We start from the raw sequence: 19,008 nt of genomic DNA on the forward strand, positions 1-19,008 counted from the left end.
CACCGGTCTGCAACCGGTGCCTTTTGCGATAACTTGCGATAACGTCAGCCTGCGGACTACCGGTTAATAATCGCTGTAATTTTTGCGTGAGGACCAGCAACTTGCGCTGCCCACGCCTCCGCGGCTTGATCCAGCGTAAAGTCGGTAGAGTAATCGACGACAATCTTTTGCTCTTCAGCGATGGTCAACAAACGCTCCCAGATAGCGCGCCGATCAGCAGGCAGACGCTGCCCGGTGCCGATGCAAGACAATGTGCGGAACAGCAAATCGGCGATGTCCAGATTAACGATGCGGCCAGAGCCCGTGCCTATGGTCAGGATGCGCGCACCCCAACGGGTGGCCTTGAGCGCGTCCAGCATCGGTTGCCCGCAGACCAGATCAAGCACGACATCAAAGCCGCCATTAGATGCCGCCTTCAATGCAGCGGCATTATCCGTGCCATCCAGACATACAACGGCGTCAGCGATACCTCTTTCCAATAAGCGATCCAGCGCCTGCGCGTTGCGCGCCGCAGCCACAACCCGCCCGGCACCCAGATAACGGGCAAGTTGCAGCGCGATTTGGCCAAGTGTGCCGGTACCGCCTAAAATCAGTACATTCTCACCCTTTTGGATCTTCGCGAATTCAAGCGGAACAAGCGCTCCGGTCGCAGCGATTCCCATGGTGATGGCGGTGTTGTCGTCGATATGATCAGGAACATCCCACACTTCTTCCTGCGGCACCAAAACCCGCTCGGCCCAGGCACCAAATGGCAGTACCGCGCGCTCGCCAAAATACACGCGCCGTCCATCCGGTGCGCGTCCGACGCCCTCACCCCGAATCACGCAAGGGTAAGCAACGCCAAGACGATACGCGCCCAACACGTCCCAACCACCTAATCCGGCAGTATCAACGTCGATCAAAATCGCGCCGTCTTGCGGTGCGGGATCTTGAAATTCTTTTACTACCGGCAGAGCACCACGCTCGGTAATTACGGCTGCACGCATTGGATTTCCCTGAAATTATTGGGTGAATTTACGCGCAGTGTTCCATCCACTTTGCGTAAATCTTATTACAAAAATATAGCGAGGTTAGGCGTACCCAAGACTGCCTGATCAAGAATAATCTCACGTCGTGCCAGCTTAAAAGCGCCGCTCTCCGTCAGTCTGATGACGTCATGGCGCTCGCCGCTAATCAGATCAAACTCATCCGAATTAAAACGACTACGAGTGATCAGCATGTAGCTTCGTACCGAAAATTCATTGGCTATTTGGGTAGTCTCTACAAATACATTCGTCACCAGACGACGGGTACGTGACGGCGGATCTTCTGCCCATGCGCTTTTAGTCGCCGTCAGGCGTGCAACGCGACCCATGATCGAGCGATAATTGTCGTGAAAATGCTGTACCGTGCGGATGATCGACTTAGCCTGATCGACCAATGAGCGTGTCTCGCGCAGCGGCGCGGTGTAGAGAAGATCGGTATCGAGCATCTCTGTCCACTCTTTCAGGCGAATCTGGTCTAACAGGCGCGCTTCGTCGTACAAAAATTCTGTCAAACGGTTATACATATCCGCACCGACCGATATGCGCTGCGGTTGAAATTCTGCAGTAGCCGGGGAGGCAACCGCCTCAACGCCGGAACTGGTTTCTGCTAATGTCATGCAATACTCCTAAAATTTGGTGGACGCCAATCGGACCAGGCGTTTATTAAACCCTGCTCGATCCGACCGGTTTACAAGCTGATTAAATATTATCTTTGGTCATCAGCTCGTGCCAATAAGTCCACCAATGCCACTGCGTATCATCTTTGGTAAAGCCTTCGTTCACAATGCCTGGGCCCGGCCAGCCTTCTGGTGCGCCGGTCTCAAACATCGCCTGATACTTCAGGGTTGATTTGCGTCCCATCGCACCTTTTGCGGAGACCGTCATGTGCGGCCAGGTATCTGAATCGTCTTGCTCAACCATGCCCGAAGTACCGAACAACTGAATACTTTGTTCCAGCATCTTTTGGCGCATTTCTGGTGGTGTGTCGCGCTCGGCCAAAATCCAGTTGATGAATTCCAGCTTGTCCGGACCGCGCGGTACGTAAGCATGGATCAGCGTTAAGCCGACCACGGTACCGTCTGATTGCGGAATATAAACAAAGGCAAACAGGATGTTCGGAAATATTCCACCAACCTGTGGCGGCATTGATACCATTACTTTGAGCTGATCTTCGCTCAGGTTACGCTTTAGCTGCGGCACCATTTCTTTGGTCACGCCTGGTGGCGGCAGCGCATTGAGCTTTTCATCGAGCGACAACTCGGCTGGATTCAGACCGGTGAGCTTGACAATTTTTCTGGCCAGATCGATACAGCGCAGCGCGTGTCCGTGCGGTGAACTGACTTCAACGCCGACCATTTCTGGGCTTAGATCACTGCCTTCAGTACCGGCATCTTTTTTGGCATAGTTGCCGACTTCACCCAACCAGCGATGCAAAGTCAATGTATGGAAACCGTCCGCAGCAGATTGCTCGCCGGCGGTCTTCCAGTTGGCGCGCACCATAAAGCGCTGTGGCGGCCCGAGGACTTCCAGACCACGGTCGCTGCGCTGAAACAGCATGTCGAAATACCACTTGGTATCGCCAAGGAACTCTTCAAATGATGGGCCGCCGATATCCCATGTAGCAAAAATCAAACCGCCATATAAAGTAACACGGGCTTTTTTCAGACCAAGTTCTTCTTTCAGCATAATCTTGCCGTGCATCATTTCGCGCTCAACCGGCGCGCCAATGAAGTCGCCGTTAGGACGGAAAGCCCAGCCGTGATAATTACACTTATGGATTTTGGTATTGCCTGCATCGGCAGTACAAACCCGCATGCCACGATGTGGACAGACGTTTAACGTAACAGCGACATCTGCATTGTGGCGGGCCACGATGACAGAATCGGAACCCATATCGCGCAATACAAAATCGCCGTCTTTAGGGATTTCTGACTCATGCCCCAACAACAGCCAGGTCTTACAGAAGATCCGCTCCATCTCCAAATCGTACAGTTCGGGATCGGACAATGTCCGCATTTGCACTTCGCGCGTTGCCGGATTAATTAAATCTGTGATCCTGGTACCGTCGCGCAGCGTTGTACTCGTGTTCGTCAACATCTCCGTCTCCTTGCTTTTTATATGGGGTTTAATCTGCCGAATTATTATATATGACAGTTTTATCGTTTCTGTATAATTTTTAAAATAAATTAGCGTATTTTATGGACAACTTTTTATAAAGTGCCTCATTCTGGTTTGGTGATAAGCGTCCGCAAAATGCCGATTTGCTCTACTTCCAGCTCCACGATATCGTTCGGTTTCAGGTAGCGCAACTGCTCCAGACCACAACCGTTACCGACTGTACCGGACCCTAAAAACTCACCAGGATAAAGCGTCTCGGAGCGCGAGATGTGCGCAATCAGATCCTCAAACTGCCATCGCATATCGCGTGTATTGCCCCGTCCCCACTCTTCCCCGTTGACCCGTGCGATCATGGTCAGGTTGTAGGGATCTTCAATCTCATCGGCTGTTACCAGACAAGGCCCCATCACATTGGCAGTATCAAAGTCCTTGCTTTTAGCAGGGCCAAGCATGCCGGACATTTCTAATGCCTGGGCGTCGCGTGCGCTGACATCATTGAAGATCGTGTAGCCGAGAATGAAGTCGCGTGCATCGTCACGGCTGACATCTTTCGCGCGCTTGCTGATGTAGCAGCCAAATTCCAATTCAAAATCCAACGCCCTGGAATAACTCGGCCAAATGACATCTTCATCGGCACCGATCACCGCAAACCGGTTACATTTGTAATAAATCGGCTGGCGATTAAAGGTCTCGATCACCCGATCGTCTGCACCTGTATTCATAGCCTTCAATGCGGCTTCCGGGTCCGGCTCACGCTTGACGCGAGCGCGCCGCGCAGCCGCAAAACTTTGCTTTAAGTGCAACTCGAAACAAGAGCAGTCACGCATTTGTGGCGGCGGCTGAATGGGCGCGCGCAGCTTTACATCCGCACGCTGACGCACGGAGACTATCGGTGCCCGCGTAACCAGCAGCCGCGCCAGTTCCAGACCTTGTTCGCCCGCATCAACCAATGCCTGAATGCTTTCCAGCGCCGGATGCGCGCCACCATAAATGTCCCCATAGGCGGCCTGAAAATCGACGACCTGCTGGTCGCTATTAATGAACGCGCCGGAACGCTGCATGCCTTGTAAATCTACGAATGTGACGAGTCTCATGCCCGATGGCTCCTGTAGGCGCTGCGACGTTAGGCGCGGCGCTGATGCTGGTAAAAAGAAATTTTATAGCGATAAATAACGCATTGGCCGACTGACGAAATGGCTGCCAATGTTATAAAAAAGACGGTGAGTTAATACACATCGCCATCGATCAGGACTGATCGCAGCGGTTTAGACGCGGCCTCCGACAGGGAGACATGCACCAGTGATAGGTGCCGCATCGTCGGACAACAGAAAGGCGATAACAGCCGCTAATGCTTGCGGCGTCACCCAGCGGCTGGCGTCAGCGTCCGGCATGTCGGCGCGATTGGCGGGTGTATCAATAATGCTGGGCATGACTGCATTCACCGTCACACCATGGTCTTTAAGCTCTTCCGCGAGTGCTTCGGTAAAGCGTGCCACGCCAGCCTTAGACGCCGCGTAGGCACCCATACCCAAGCCTGCCTTCAGTGAGGCAAGTGCTCCGGTGTTGATAATCCGGCCTCCGCCATGCGCCAGTAACAGATGCGGCAACGCGGCTTGTGCGCTGACAACGGCGGTGCGCAGATTCATTGCATACATCCGGTCCCAGGTGTCAATGCTGCCAGCCTCAATGGTCTCCCAGCTAAAGCCGCCGGCGACATTGACCAGTGCATTGATACAGTGACTGCCTTGCATGGTGCGCAATTGTTCCGAGACGGTATTAAACGCCGCGGTTGCCGCTGCCGGATCGGAAAGATCGACATCGCCGAGGCGTATCAGATTAGCAATGGCTGGGGCCTCCGCACCAGTAGGCACCGGGGCACGATCCAGAAGGATAACGCGCGCACCGCGCTCAACCAATAACGCACCGACGGCGCGCCCAAGGACGCCGAAACCGCCGGTAACGACAACGTTTTTACCGTGAAGTTGGGTAGACATAAATAAGTTACTCATGAGAATTTAATATGAAGATAAAAAAGCGGCGCTAAGAAGAACCACTGAAAATCGGCGCGTACCGCACGGCGCTATGCGCGAACAAAACGCAAAAAGAGCGGGAATTCGGCAGTAAGCCCTGACATTACAGTTATTAGACATATTTAAGAAATATGTACTGATATTACACTACAATACCTGACATCGCAAAACAGAACAGAGGACGCCATCATGAGCAGGAAGCTGCCCGCATTGAACGCTGAAAACACTGCATTCTGGCAGGGAGGCAAAAACGGCGAACTGTTGATATACCACTGCGCGCCCTGCAATACCTGGTTCCACCCCCCGGCACCGGTGTGCCCCCACTGCGCCAGTTTTGAGGTGGGCCCGCGCCCGGTTTCTGGAAAAGCAACGGTTCTCAGCTATAGCATCAACCATCAAAAATGGATACCCGGCCTGGAGGTGCCGTATGTGGTGGCGATCGTTGAATTAGCCGACCAAAAAGGTTTGCATTTCGTCACCAATATTGTTGATTGCGCGCCAGACGAGGTCACCATCGACATGCCGGTACATGTGACTTTTTTGCAGATAGAAGACGTCTGGCTCCCATTATTTGAAAAGGATGCGCAATGAGCAACCAGTTTGATCGTCTGTTTGAGAAAGATGTCGCCATTAGCGGCATCGGCCAGTCCGAAGTCGGGCGTCCCTCTTCCAAATCGGCAATGCGACTCACCGTCGATGCCTGCCTTGAGGCGATTGCCGATGCAGGCCTTGAGCGCAGCGATATCGATGGTGTGGCATGCTGGCCTGGCGACAATAACAACGGTAATAGTTTTTCGCCGGTCGGTCCGAGCGCCTTAAAAAGTGTGCTTGGCCTTGATGTCAACTGGTTCGGCGGTGGTTACGAAGGCCCCGGTCCCTTGACCGGTCTGATCAACGGGGCGATGGCAATTGCTACCGGTCTGTGCCGCCATGTGCTGGTATTTCGCACAATCACTGAGTCAACCGGACGCCTGACCGACAAGACCGCAGGCGCGCTCAGCAATAAAACCGTTGGTCGCGACACCAGTTATTTTTGGCAATGGCATACGCCATTTAATGTACATTCCGGCATCAATTTGATGGCCTTGTACGCGCAGCGCCACTTTCATGAATACGGCACCACCTCCGAGCAACTTGGTCAAATTGCCATTAACGCCCGTCGCAATGCCGCAGTGAATCCTAAAGCGGTATACCGTACGCCCTTGACGCTGGACGATTACATGGCGTCAAGGATGATTTCCAGCCCGTTAAGGATGCTTGATTGCGACGTGCATTGCGATGCGTCGACCGCGATTATCCTGTCACGGGTGGATGCTGCGAAGGATGGACCGAACCCGCCGATCCGGATCGAGGCTATCGGTGCTGCGTTAAATCAGCCATGGTCGTGGGATCAGATATCGCTGACCGAAATGGCGACTTTCGATGTGGCGCGGATGATGTGGTCACGCACCGATCTGAAGCCTTCCGATGTCGGGTCGGCGCAGCTTTATGACGGCTTTTCGATTCTGACAATGATCTGGCTCGAAGCACTGGGATTGTGCGGACGCGGAGAAAGCGGTGCCTTCGTTGAAGGCGGTCAGCGGATTGCCCGTGATGGGATATTGCCACTCAACACAAATGGTGGACAACTGTCGGGTGGACGCACGCACGGTTTGGGCTACGTGCACGAGGCATGTCTGCAACTATGGGGACGCGCCGGTGAACGACAGGTTGCACCGCATCAGGTTGCGGTGACGGCCGCTGGCGGCGGACCACTTGGAGGAAGTTTATTGTTAGTGAGAGACTAACTGTTCAACCAATAAGTTACGCCAATGAGTTACACCAATGAGTTACACCAATGAGTTACGTCATTAAGTTACGCCAATAAGTTACGCCGGCATCGTCGGCGTAACAGTCCCACCTTCATCTGATCAAGCCACCGCCATGGCGGGTAAAAACCGCCGATAAAAACGCGCGCCAAAACACAGCAACAATGGTACCAAGTCTGAATACTGGAAAATGCGGGAAGGTAAGCATCGACGCAAAACGGCGCCAACGTCGTCAGCGCCGCCAGTATCCATGCAAGGGTCGTCGGGCCAATCCCTAATATCGGCAAGGCTGTCGGAGATGCACCTGAATGTTTATCTACGGATATAGTATTTCTAGAGCGAGGTAGAACATCCCTCTTCGAGTTAACACAAGGGGAAACAATATTGAAGGAAAATTGCCCAATTGGGGCCTCGCGTCCTGTCGACCTAAAATTCACCGACCGTCAAAGAATAATTTTTCTTTAAATCGCCTTAAAAACACCCGCGACACGATCTTTCTGAACCTTGTTCCAATCGAATACTGTTCCGTTCATTGCGACATAGACACCGAGCGGCAATAACTGCGCGGCACCGCACGCATAGCCCAGATTAAACAAGGCATCCGAATTGGCGACTTTGTACGGAATCATGGCACCCGTTACCACTATCGCTTTGGGGAGCCCGGCCGCGCCCAGAACAGCCACGGTCTCTTGCATCGTATCGGTCCCGTGAATAATGACGATGGCTTCTTCCGCCGCGTTCACGCAAGATGCCAGTACACGACCGCGGTCGATATCTTGCATATCGAGCGAATCCAGCAGTGGCAACTCCTCTAGCGCATGTGCGGCAGTGATGCGCGTACGCGCGAGCACCTCGGGCAAATGGCTGGCGGAGAACGTCAGCTTGCCCTTGATTTCGTCGTAATGTTTATCAAATGTGCCGCCGGTGGCAATGATGCGGAGAGCCATAGGAGTTAATTGCCCTTGTTTGGTGGCGTCTTCTCTAGCATAGTGTTTTGTATGGGCTGCTAATTCTTGTTTTGGTATTATTTCTTTTCTGTTGATGTTCTGCACCTTTTTCCGACTCCACATAAAAAGATCGAATCCTTGCTTCACGACCATAGGTCTTATGGTGGAGTTTTTACTCTTTTCACTGCTTACCTGTGCGACAGAAAATAGGTTGGGCGCAGCCGGACTAACGCCCGTGACGCGTTTACCCAGGCTATTTTGTCGATAGCTACCCTTAATGTTCTGTCGATTGTTTTTCAGGTTTAACGCAGTTTTATGAGAATTGCAGGCAGGGAATATGGGATTTACGTTAGGAATTGGCATAATGTTTGGTCAGAATTGAGCACGAAAGATAGCCGACTAGGGCAAGTGGATACTGTCAGCACGGGCGTCAGCCGTGTTGAAAATTGTTAATCTTGATTCGTCGCTACTGTATACGGACTATCCGTCGTTGACTTCTGAAAATCGTACATTTGCTTAAAAATTTTTTTGTGGTGGATTTGGACAATTTGATGCGTAAAAGAAAGGGGAAAAGCACTATTTATTTACCAGTTCCCACGCCTTGAAATCAAAACCTTCCACGCTCGCTACCTGCGGAGTAAGCAGCGGTGCTCGGGCCAGAACGCGCCGCGCCGCCATATGATCGCCGGGGCGGTTCAACGTCTCGACAGCCACCAACTGGTTGCGCCTGAAACATAGAACAGACATCTGTTTGTCTGCCGCGGAGCCTAAAACAACGGTCGCATCGGCCCCGTCATGCAAGCCGACAATCTGCAGCTTCAAATCGCGTTGGTCGGTCCAAAACCATGGTAATGCGCTGTAAGGCGCTGGCTTTCCGACTATCCGCGCCGCAACATTGCGTGCCTGATCCACTGCATTTTGTACTGATTCCAAGCGAATATAACGGTCTACCAAATGACTCGGAAAGGCGGCTGCATCGCCAATTGCAGAAATCGACGGATCCTGTGTCAGCAGATTTGCATCGACCTTGATGCCATTGTCAATATCCAGACCGGCCTCTGCTGCCAGTCGGATATTCGGAATGACGCCGATGCCAAACACCACCAGATCAGCGGGCAGCTTGCGACCGTCCGTGGTTACAACGCCGGTCACTTTGCCGTCAGTGCCCTCAATCTGCGTCAGCCCCTGATGAAAATCTAAATGGACGCCCCATGATTCATGGGCGGCGCGAAATGCCTCGGACATCTCCACCGACACGGCGCGTGCCATCGGACGGTCACCGAGTTCAAGCACGTGTACGGAGGCACCTAGCGCAGAAGCGACAGCGGCAAACTCCAGACCGATAAAACCAGCGCCGATGACAATCACATTGCGGACGTCTTTTAGTCGGGGTATCAATGCATCGGCGTCAACCATCGTCTTAAGGCCGAATACTCCATCAAGGTCGGCACCCGGCACCGGAAGCACACGATTGTGCGCGCCGACTGCCAGTACCAGATGGTCGTAACCGATAGCTGCGCCCGAAGCGAGGCTGACGCGACGGTTGGTGCGATCAATTGCGCTGACCGCTTCATTGACTAGCGTAATCCGGTGTTCAGCGTAGTATTCGGCAGGCCGGAAGCGCAAGTTGGTCACGCCGATCTTGCCCAGCATGTAGGCTTTAGATAACGGCGGGCGCTGGTATGGTAAACCAGCCTCATCGCCGATCAGAGTAACCTCGCCCTGAAATCCCTCCTGACGTAAAGAGGCAGCAACCTGGTAACCGGCCTGACCGGCCCCGACAATAACGACAGACGCAACAGACGCAACAGACATGAAATTTCCTTCAATTAAAAATATTCGGTACGGCTATGGTACGGCTATGGTACGGCTATTTTGGGGCCGGGTAGCGCCCAAGGGTCAACAATAATAAAGGGCCGATGATAAAGCAGGCCGTGCAATAGCTCAGCAAAGCGGTATAGGACCCCGTCATCTTGAACATCGCGCCAAACAATATTGGCGACGCTGCGGCACCCGCTGTAATCAACCCGAGGTGCAAGCCGAACAAGCGACCATAGTCCCGCAAGCCAAAATAGCGGGAAACCAGATAGGCAGCAAGATCGAACTCCGCACCGGCACCGATCCCTACCAGCAGCGTCGCCCCTATGAGCAACGGAACGTTGGACCCGACCATGCCGAACAGCACGCAACCCAACGCAGACAAAGCTAATGTTACGGCGGCAACGCCCGGTGCCCAAAGGCGGTCCACCAGGTAACCAACGACAACGCGACCTAAAATGAGCGAGATACCGAAACTGCTAAATATCTGACTGGCTTCAATTGCAGAAATGCCGCGAAAGCGCATTAGCGGTACGCCGTTTGTGACGATTCCCAGAATTGCCGATACTGCCAGCGTTAATGCAACATTACAGGCCCAAAATTTGCGCGAGCGGCATCCTTCCCGAAATGTCAGGCCTGAAAGATCGATCAGTTTTGCAGCGCTTTTAACTGCTTCGGGATGCGCTTTTTTGCCTGGCGCAGCGGTGGTCATCCAGAAAAACACTAACGGAATTGCCAGCACGGTTGCCATCAATGCCATCGTAATAAAGCCGGCCTGCCAATTCCATTTTTGGGTCACCGTCGTGATCAGCGGCGGCATCACAATCGCAGCAATCCCGGTACCGGATAAGGTCAGCGCAAGCGCCAATCCGCGGTTGCGTTCAAACCAGAGATTGATAAGATGTGTCCATGTGACCTGCAACGTACCAAATCCTGCCCACGCAATCAGCGTGAAGCCCAGATACAGGGTCCAGATGGATCCGCCAATCTGGGTTAGCAACAAAAACCCGCAAGCTAGTGTCACCAGCGAAAACAATGTCACCCGACGAATTCCGAAACGCTTGTTTAGCCAGCCGACAACCTGCGAAGAAATAATCGCGCCCAGAAACAAAAATGCTATCGCTGGTTGCAGTTGCGCCGCGGTCCAGCCGAATGCTTTTTCCAGCGGCACCACCATCGAACCAAAGCCATACAATAAGGTCGCGTTCACGCTGGTGGTGACGCCCACAATGGCGACTAGCAGTGCTCGCCAGCCAAGTTTGAATTCGGTCAGATCGAGAGCCGCCGAGGCGACTCCAGAAGCGGGGATTGATGACTCGGCAGTTTGCACGCCCGTTCTCCTAAAAATAGTATTCTTTTACCGTGGAACCGCAGTGCCGTTGCGCCGAGTCAACCCGTTAGCTTACAAAGTATTCGATCCAACTTTCTCAAAAAATCCACGCATCGCCGCCATAGATGGCGTGTGACTCGAAAATCCGCCGTCCGCCGCCAGCGTGTGTCCGGTAATAAAGGACGACTCATCACTCGCAAAAAAGACCACGATATCAGCCAGTTGCCGTGGCGTACCCAGTGCTGGCGTCAAATGATTATCCAACAGGATTGTCTTGATTTCCGGTGGCAGCGGATGACCGGCGTTCTCCACCAGTCCGATCTGAATAGCGTTGGAGCGAATTCCCTGCTTGCCATATTGCGCGGCAATCGACTTGCTGAGCATAGCGACGCCAGCTTTTGAAGCGGCGTAGGCTGACAGCGTCAAATCTCCTTGCGCACCAAAACCAGAGGTAGCAAAAAGGACCGAGCCGTTTCCCTGGCGTAACATCACCGGTATCACATGTTTAGAGCAAAGCATTGCACCACGCAGGTTCACTGCCATCGCACGGTCCCAGGCGTTGACATCCATATTACAGATATCCCGATCAGCGGCGCGCTGGGCGGAATTCAAAATGGCGGCGTTATTGTATAGCACGTCAATGCGACCAAAGCGTTCGACCGTTGCCGCGACCATGGCCGCTACTGCTTCCTCGGACGACACATCTGCGCACAGTGCGAGCGCTTGACCGCCCTGCTCCACGATAGCTGCGGCGACCGATTCAGCCCCAGCCATGTCAATATCGGCCACGGCGATAGCTGCACCGTGCAGTGCAAGCACGCGCGCGCATTCAGCACCCAGTCCACCACCGGCACCGGTGATAACGGCCACTTTGCCTTCTAATCTACGAATATTCATCAGGTTCTCTCGGGTGTGAGCCTACGACGGGCACATTAAGTAATTAGCTGCCAGTAAAGACAGGCGCGCGCTTTTCGCTAAAGGCTAAAGCCGCTTCTTTGACATCCATGGTCGGAGCCAATAGTGCAAACAAATTCAGCTCAAGATCTAAACCAGTCTTAAGATCGAGGTCTAGCGCATCACGGGCTGCACGCTTGACATACATAGTCGCGGCGGGTGACTTGCTGGCAATTTTTAATGCCAGCTCGCGGACTTCATTAACCAATAGTTCGGCGCTCGAAGATACTCGCGTGACGAGGCCAATGTTCTTGGCTTCCGTAGCGCCAATGCGGTCACCAGTCAGCAACAAGTCAAGCGCGTGGCCGGGTCCGACAACGCGTGCCAGACGCTGGGTACCGCCGCCGCCGGGGATCAATCCCAGACCGGTTTCCGGGACCGAAAACACCACGTCAGGCGCAGCAAATCGGATATCGCAGGCCAGCGCCAGTTCCATACCGCCGCCCATACAATAGCCGTGAATGGCAGCGATGATCGGCTTACCGACTTTATCCAGTGCCTCGATCCAGCGCTTCTTTTCTATGCGCTGGCGTACTTCGATGGAAGTCTCTGCGGCACGTTTTTCTTTGATATCGGCACCGGCGCAAAAGCCCCGCGTGCCTTCTCCACGAAATACGATAATCCGTATTTCTTTGTCCGCATCCAGCAGTTCAAGCGCTTGCGGGATACCAATCCGGATTTCGTCGTTAATCGCATTCAACTGGCCCGGACGATTTAATACCACCCAGCCGATTTTGCCATCGCGCTCAATCAGAACGGAAGCGTTGATAGCGGTGACTTCTATCCCCTCCCGGTGTGTTCCGCCATCGGTTTGTCCCACCGACGCGGAGTGGCTGGTTAGCATTCTTCGAACTCAAAAATCTGCCCGCGCAACTCTTGCGGATCAATCCGGATCAATGGCTTGCCGCCGACTGATTCCGACGCCTCAATCCATGTGAATTTGGTACCGCGTTCACGCAGGTCTTCTGCCTTAGCTGCCAGACCGTGCACACCAATACGGATGTAATACGGTCCCGGACCCCAGTTGTTGACATAATGTCCGGCGTCGCAATCCCATTTGGTCGCCTCGATCACGTCTAGCGACGCGCTGTTTGGCAGTGTGAAGCCCATGCGCGCGCGGCGATAGCCTTCCTGCGCAAACGATTCCACTGCACCGACTGGCTCCCAATCCAGATTTTTACTGACTTTGCTTAATGTATCATCGAGATTGCGCACCAGAAAGCCACGTGCCGTCACGCGCAACATATCACCGGGCTTAGGGTCCCGCGCTTGCGGCGCTGGGATCGCGAAGGTTTCTGCTGGCATTTGCAACGGCTCCATCGGCATCACTTCAATGCACAAACCGCCGTCAACGGACGGCTGGTAACGCGGATTTTCTGGCGTCACGCCAAGCCAGAGACGATCGAATGGCATTTCTGGTGTGCGTTGCGCCATACGGAATGGCAGGCGACGGCGCATCAAATTTTCAACAAATTTATCGAATTTCACGCCATTCATCGCCAGCACAATCGAGTGCGTTTGCAACGGACGATGCTTACCCTGATAGCTCTCAAGACTTTGCAAAAACTCATGAAATAAAGGATCACCCGGATTAGGACGGTCCAGATGCACTTGTGGCTCTACCCGGGTTGGCGCTACCGCCAGCGATTTATGCACCCGCAAAAAGTGCGCAATATACGGATGATGATCAAAGGCCTGTCGCCACCGTTCATGCTTATAAATCCCCAATTTATTCACCAACAGTTCGGTCATCCCATCAGGGTCCGATACCATCATGTCCGCAGACATCAGAAGTTCAAACATAGTTTCTCCACTTATTTTATTGTGCATACCAGACATGCAGTTTGGTTATCGGTTACGCCTCAACGCCTGTCGATAATTGTTTTTCGGAAACAGGCAAATCTGACGCCGGATCCTTAACAGTGGCTTTTGGATTGAGCAAAAAATGTGAAAGTGCCGGAATCAAAATCAGCGCTCCCAACATATTCCACAGAAACATGAACGCCAGCAAGATGCCCATATCTGCCTGGAATTTAATCGGTGACCAGGCCCAGGTAATTACTCCGGCGGCCATCGTCAATCCGACCAGCGCCACCACTTTGCCGGTAAAATCCAGCGAGCGACGGTAGGCGACAGTCAGACTTTCTCCACGGCGCTGCATGACTAACTGAACACTAAGCAAATACAGCGCGTAGTCAACCCCGACGCCGACGCCGACCGCAATCACCGGTAAGGTCGCTACTTTTAATCCGATACCCAGCCATACCATTAAGGCTTTGCAAATCACGGTTGTCATCAGCAAAGGAATCATCGCAACGACGGTGGCGCGAATACTGCGGAAGGTCACCAAGCAGAGCAATGCGGTCGCGCCGTATACCGCCAGATACATGGTGATGATGCCTTTTTCAACTTCGATATTGGTCGCTGCTTCGATACCGGCGCTACCCGCCGCCAGCAAGAACTGCACTGGCTGGGCTGATTTAGGTCCGGCATCGTTTGCGGCTGAGAATTTTTCGGTGGCGTTCAATACGCGGGTCAGCGTGTCGGCCTTATGGTCCGCCAGGTACGCGACCAAAGGGGACACCGAACAACTTACATTGGTGGAGTCAGGCGCAGCGACGATTGCAGACGACACTGCAGTGTTAATGATGTCCTGATTGCGACTGATCGTCATCCACTTGCCGTTACCTTCGAATTGTCCCGAGGTAATAAATGGCACGATGTTAGCCAGCGATACCGTGGTTTGTACACCCGGTGTCTCACGTAAAATCGTGGCCAGGCTGTCCATTTTTTGCAGGATTGGATACATCCGGCAACCTTCGTCGGGCGTTTTGACGATGACAACGAACTGATCGCTTGATAACTGGTAGTGCTGTGTAATGTAAGCGTTGTCACGGTTATAGCGGGAATGCGCGCGCAGTTCTGGCGCACCGGCGTCGAGGTCGCCGATCTTTAAATGCATCATCACTATCGCGCAGAGAATGGTGAGCAAGCCGCCAGCGACCAGAGCAACGCTGGCCCAGCGACGATGCGTCAGACAGTCGAGGCCTAACCATACGCGGGCGAGGATGCCGGAGGATGGGGTTGCCACTTTATTTTCACCGGCAGCGCGCAGCGCCGCTTTAGGGCTAACACCGATGTAAGACAGCGTTACCGGAATCAAAATCAACTTGGTGAAAATTAGCACACTGATACCGATACTGGTGGTCACGGCCAGGTCGCGGATTACGGGAATATCGATAATTGCCAGCACCGCGAAGCCGACAATATTGGTCAACAGTGCGGTCAATCCCGCAAAAAACAAGCGACGGAAAGTATACCGGGCAGCGACGTATTTATCGGTGCCACGGCCGATGTCTTGCAAGATGCCGTTCATCTTTTGCGCACCGTGCGACAGCCCGATGGCAAAGATCAAAAATGGCACAAGCGTTAAATAGGGATCAAGTTCATAACCCAACAACTTCATCAAACCCAGCAGCCAGATTACCCCGGCGATCGAAACCGAGACCAACAATATTGTGCTGCGGATACAGCGTGTATACAAGTACACAAAGACGAAAGCGATCAGTACCGATACTGCAAAGAACTTTAGTACTTCTTTTAGTCCCGAGATCAGGTCTCCGGCCAACTTGCCAAAACCGACGATGTGGACGCCGATTGTCGGACTTTGAAAGACCCGTATCTTGGCTTCCAGCGCATCGGAAAAATCGCTGTAATTCAACGCTTTTTGGGTTTCAGGATTGACGTCCAGTAAAGGTGTAACGATCATCGTGGATTTTAGATCGCCTGCTACCAGCGCGCCTACGATACCGGCCCGCGCAATATTATTTCGTAGCTGCTTGATTGACTCCGGGCTACCGTTATAGTCTGCTGGCATTACTGCGCCGCCATTAAGACCGTCTTCGGTGATCTCTTTCCAGCGCACAATGGGCATCCAGATCGATTTCATCCAGGACCGGTCAACGCCGGGGATCAGGTACAGCGTGTCGTTAATTTTACGCAGCGTTTCAAGATAGGCTGGATCGTAAATATTGCCGGTCTTGTTTTCTACAACAATGCGAATGCTGTTACCGAGACCGGGTAACTCTTTTTTGTACGTGAGGTAATTTTTGATGTACGGGTTGCCGGTCGGCATCATCCGTTCAAAATTGGCGTTGACTTCAAGCCGACTTGCAAAAAAGCCCAGCACCACCGTGACCAGCAGGCAGGCAATCAAAATGACTGGCCGGTTATTGAAGATGAAACGTTCAAGCCATGATCCGGACTGGCGATCGAAATCGCGCACGTCACGGACGGCTGGCATATTAATACTTTCGTCGATATGGCTGCTCATATGATTTTCTCTTGACTCTTTCTTGACTGTCTTTGCGTGTCGCCCTAAGGCAACGGCGGACATTTAAGCGGGTGACATTTAATTAATGTGCGCTAACTGTGTGCTAACCGTGTGCTAACCGCGCCTATGAGGTTTATGGCGCGGTCGCAGGAAGGCTAACAATATTGATGCCCGCCAGACCCATTGTGACGATAGCGCCGCCACTAGGCACCGCGCCATACACCTCACTGGCGCGCTTGACCTTGAATGCTTTGGCCGAACCGCCAACTCGGTCGGTGCTCAACATATCACCTGCCTGCGAAACAAATAATAAATCCTGCCCGCTACCCGGAAACGCTGCGACGATATTATCGGATAGGCCAGTGTTGACCTGGTTCCACTGCGCGCCTTCATCGACACTGACGTAGGCATTGCCGCGCAAGCCATAAGCGACAAGGAGATCTTTTTGGATGTACAGACCGAAATACGATCCCTTGTAAGGACTCGACATTTTTACAAATCCGTCGCCAGCAGAATTAAGACGGCGTAAAAAGCCCTGCTCGCCAGCGATATACACTTGTCCGGCAACGCCGTTGACGGCGTATATGTGGTTCATATGATCGTTCTCGGTGCGCTCAATCCAGGGCGTCCAGGTGACGCCGCTATCCGTGGTGTGGAGGATTAGCCCGAAAGCACCGACCACAAAGCCTTCGCTATTGTTGGCGAACCATACGTCCAGCAGAGGATAAGGATAGACACCCGGCGTCGCAGATTGGGCCGCCGAGGCTTTGGCATCGTTCATAACGCTTGTCGCTACGGCATCACCGGCAGCACTCCGCGCGGTATACGTTTTTAAGATGATATTGAGAATGGCACGACCGTCCAGAGCGCGTCTCCAACTCAAGCCACCATCAGTGCTCTTCAAAACGACTGCATCATGCCCGACTATCCAACCATGATTAGCATCGCTGAAACGGATCGCAGTCAGATCAGCCGCCACCGGACTCGCAACTTGGGTCCAGCTTTTGCCTGCGTTAGAAGACATCAAAATCAGGCCGCGCCGACCCACCGCCACCAGATTCGGTCCGGCTTTAGCCACGCCGACCATTAAGCTATGTGTAGCCAACGACGATGGACTTGCCGCAGTAGTCAGTGGATCGTTAAAGCTTGCGTCGGGTGCAGTCGCACCAAAGGCCGACGCGGCGCTAAAAGAAAGCGCCAGCGCGCCAGCTGTCATTGCAGTTGTCATTGCCAAGCGGCGAACAGAACTACACGCTGCCCTGCGCAGCACGCGCCACAATACTGTCGACCCTGAAGGAAATACATCTTGCATTTTTTGTCTCCTCAATCTCATTACTGTTATCACTATCATCGCTAGCGTCGGCCACATCTGAACCGGCCAATGATTTCTAATGCCAGCGTGCATCGACGCCGCGATGTTAGTACTAACACGCCACGGAAAAAGGGCGATACCGTGGCTTTCACGACGGGCGCAATCAACCTTCTGGGGCGTGTTGGCTGCTCTGCTGTGACGCAGTAGCAACCGGTCCAGGCTTAACAATTAGCAGGAATTAGTGGCACCCAACGGGCTTTTTCCCGAACGCGAAAAAAGGGTGGGCGCACTCTTTTGATTCATCTCAATCTCCATTTTTATATTGTTGACTCACCATCATGCGGTAGTATCTGGCACTCCCGCCAGACCTGATCGCCTACGATTGTCACATCTAAGAACCTGTTCACAGACTTACCAATCGTCAGCGAGTTCTTAATATTCAGACTGCTCTGAACTCTCAAAAGCGACGTCTTTGCATCGTCTCGTTAAGATAGTCAGCTTTTTGAACAGATAAATTGTTACCGTACAAATTCTGTATTCCGATTACCATTCTAACCTTAATTTTTCTACATATGGCAAATTATTCTTCTTAATTTTGCCCATATATTGACATATTTAATTAAATTGTTTAGTAACTAAGTGTGGTCGCAAAAGCAGGTTTAATGAACGGTTTTCAAGATATAGACTGTTTTTGCCTGTCCCTGGGCCGCTTCGATATCACAGCAATAGTGATGAGCACCTCCCGCGCCGCAATCCTGGACATAATCGAAACGCGCATAGCCAGCCTGACCGGCATCCATACAATCGACGTCCGCGAACAAATGGCATCAACTAAACACCGTTATGATCTGGTGCACATTACGTAGTGCGCTTGATGTGGTGAATATTAAATTTGAGGCTGTGAATGGAGCGTGGACGAGGTTGATTCATTTTGGTTGGTTCGGTTGGTCGATAGCTAAAATGGTTAGTACTCCGTGGATGCTGGCCGGGGGTGGCCCGGCAGCCAGTTACTTGTTTCTTGCTTCGCCAAGAAAAAGTAACCAAAAAGAAGGCGACCGCAGACGCGCTGCCCTTCCGTTGGTCGGGTCCCCAATTATTTCGACTATCAGTCGGGTCGAAATACCAACTCGCCTTCGGCTCAGACATGTATTCCGACAATTCCCGACTGACAGCCGAAATAACCGGCATCACCTATGACGGGGTAGGTCAACGGCAACCGCAACCGCCGCAGCCTTGTTAATTGGATGGTTGATTATCTTGGTTGCGGCCTTTGCTGTTGCTGTTGCTGTTGCTGTTGCTGTTGCTGTTGCTGTTGCTGTTGCTGTTGCTGTTG

The 19,008-nt window shown here is 52.8% G+C and carries 16 protein-coding genes; 3 read left to right on the plus strand and 13 right to left on the minus strand.

Annotation, left to right across the window (positions count from 1 at the left end; all coding sequences use genetic code 11):
- Nucleotides 1-56: 56 nt before the first annotated feature.
- The 5 genes from HAV38_RS20690 to HAV38_RS20710 all read right to left on the minus strand — a co-directional run bounded on the left by HAV38_RS20690 (nt 57) and on the right by HAV38_RS20710 (nt 5,137).
- Entirely contained in the window at nt 57-986 is a 930-nt protein-coding gene (locus HAV38_RS20690; protein ID WP_168057285.1) for a quinone oxidoreductase family protein, read from the minus strand.
- 65 nt (nt 987-1,051) lie between these two features.
- Nucleotides 1,052-1,642 (minus strand): aromatic-ring-hydroxylating dioxygenase subunit beta, encoded by a 591-nt coding sequence (locus HAV38_RS20695; RefSeq protein WP_168057286.1) that lies wholly within the window; start codon nt 1,640-1,642, stop codon nt 1,052-1,054.
- Between the two features lie 82 nt (nt 1,643-1,724).
- The gene (locus tag HAV38_RS20700; RefSeq protein WP_168057287.1) at nt 1,725-3,122 is read right to left on the minus strand and encodes an aromatic ring-hydroxylating dioxygenase subunit alpha; all 1,398 of its coding nucleotides are present in this window, start codon (nt 3,120-3,122) and stop codon (nt 1,725-1,727) included.
- A gap of 125 nt (nt 3,123-3,247) precedes the next feature.
- Nucleotides 3,248-4,237: a fumarylacetoacetate hydrolase family protein gene (locus HAV38_RS20705; RefSeq protein WP_168057288.1), complete on the minus strand. Its 990-nt coding sequence runs from the start codon at nt 4,235-4,237 to the stop codon at nt 3,248-3,250.
- A gap of 171 nt (nt 4,238-4,408) precedes the next feature.
- Nucleotides 4,409-5,137 (minus strand): SDR family NAD(P)-dependent oxidoreductase, encoded by a 729-nt coding sequence (locus HAV38_RS20710; protein WP_168057289.1) that lies wholly within the window; start codon nt 5,135-5,137, stop codon nt 4,409-4,411.
- A gap of 225 nt (nt 5,138-5,362) precedes the next feature.
- Here HAV38_RS20710 and HAV38_RS20715 point away from each other — a divergent pair, with 225 nt between their 5' ends.
- Nucleotides 5,363-5,764, plus strand: coding sequence for a Zn-ribbon domain-containing OB-fold protein (locus tag HAV38_RS20715; RefSeq protein ID WP_168057290.1), 402 nt, complete (start codon nt 5,363-5,365; stop codon nt 5,762-5,764).
- On the plus strand, nt 5,761-6,960 hold the full coding sequence (locus tag HAV38_RS20720) for a thiolase family protein (RefSeq protein WP_168057291.1): 1,200 nt from the start codon (nt 5,761-5,763) through the stop codon (nt 6,958-6,960). Before HAV38_RS20715 ends, HAV38_RS20720 begins: the two co-directional genes overlap by 4 nt.
- 482 nt (nt 6,961-7,442) lie before the next feature.
- Here the strand turns inward: HAV38_RS20720 and HAV38_RS20725 are convergent, their stop codons facing one another.
- The 8 genes from HAV38_RS20725 to HAV38_RS20760 all read right to left on the minus strand — a co-directional run bounded on the left by HAV38_RS20725 (nt 7,443) and on the right by HAV38_RS20760 (nt 17,675).
- Nucleotides 7,443-7,928, minus strand: coding sequence for an asparaginase domain-containing protein (locus HAV38_RS20725; protein WP_168057292.1), 486 nt, complete (start codon nt 7,926-7,928; stop codon nt 7,443-7,445).
- Nucleotides 7,929-8,504: 576 nt separating this feature from the next.
- The gene (locus tag HAV38_RS20730; protein WP_168057293.1) at nt 8,505-9,743 is read right to left on the minus strand and encodes an NAD(P)/FAD-dependent oxidoreductase; all 1,239 of its coding nucleotides are present in this window, start codon (nt 9,741-9,743) and stop codon (nt 8,505-8,507) included.
- A 55-nt stretch (nt 9,744-9,798) separates the two neighbouring features.
- A complete protein-coding gene (locus tag HAV38_RS20735) occupies nt 9,799-11,076 on the minus strand; it encodes an MFS transporter (RefSeq protein ID WP_245182492.1) in 1,278 nt (425 codons plus the stop codon).
- 72 nt (nt 11,077-11,148) lie between these two features.
- On the minus strand, nt 11,149-11,973 hold the full coding sequence (locus HAV38_RS20740; RefSeq protein ID WP_168057294.1) for an SDR family NAD(P)-dependent oxidoreductase: 825 nt from the start codon (nt 11,971-11,973) through the stop codon (nt 11,149-11,151).
- Nucleotides 11,974-12,016: 43 nt separating this feature from the next.
- Nucleotides 12,017-12,874 (minus strand): enoyl-CoA hydratase/isomerase family protein, encoded by an 858-nt coding sequence (locus tag HAV38_RS20745; protein ID WP_168057295.1) that lies wholly within the window; start codon nt 12,872-12,874, stop codon nt 12,017-12,019.
- Nucleotides 12,868-13,833: a VOC family protein gene (locus tag HAV38_RS20750; RefSeq protein WP_168057296.1), complete on the minus strand. Its 966-nt coding sequence runs from the start codon at nt 13,831-13,833 to the stop codon at nt 12,868-12,870. The genes HAV38_RS20745 and HAV38_RS20750 overlap by 7 nt, the downstream gene beginning before the upstream one ends.
- A gap of 52 nt (nt 13,834-13,885) precedes the next feature.
- A complete protein-coding gene (locus tag HAV38_RS20755) occupies nt 13,886-16,363 on the minus strand; it encodes an efflux RND transporter permease subunit (protein WP_168057297.1) in 2,478 nt (825 codons plus the stop codon).
- Between the two features lie 133 nt (nt 16,364-16,496).
- Nucleotides 16,497-17,675, minus strand: a complete 1,179-nt coding sequence (locus HAV38_RS20760) for a YCF48-related protein (RefSeq protein ID WP_168057298.1) — start codon at nt 17,673-17,675, stop codon at nt 16,497-16,499.
- A 662-nt stretch (nt 17,676-18,337) separates the two neighbouring features.
- Here HAV38_RS20760 and HAV38_RS20765 point away from each other — a divergent pair.
- On the plus strand, nt 18,338-18,541 hold the full coding sequence (locus tag HAV38_RS20765; protein WP_168057299.1) for a hypothetical protein: 204 nt from the start codon (nt 18,338-18,340) through the stop codon (nt 18,539-18,541).
- Nucleotides 18,542-19,008: the final 467 nt, after the last annotated feature.

Source organism: Glaciimonas immobilis (assembly GCF_011947285.1).
Lineage (GTDB): Bacteria > Pseudomonadota > Gammaproteobacteria > Burkholderiales > Burkholderiaceae_D > Glaciimonas > Glaciimonas immobilis.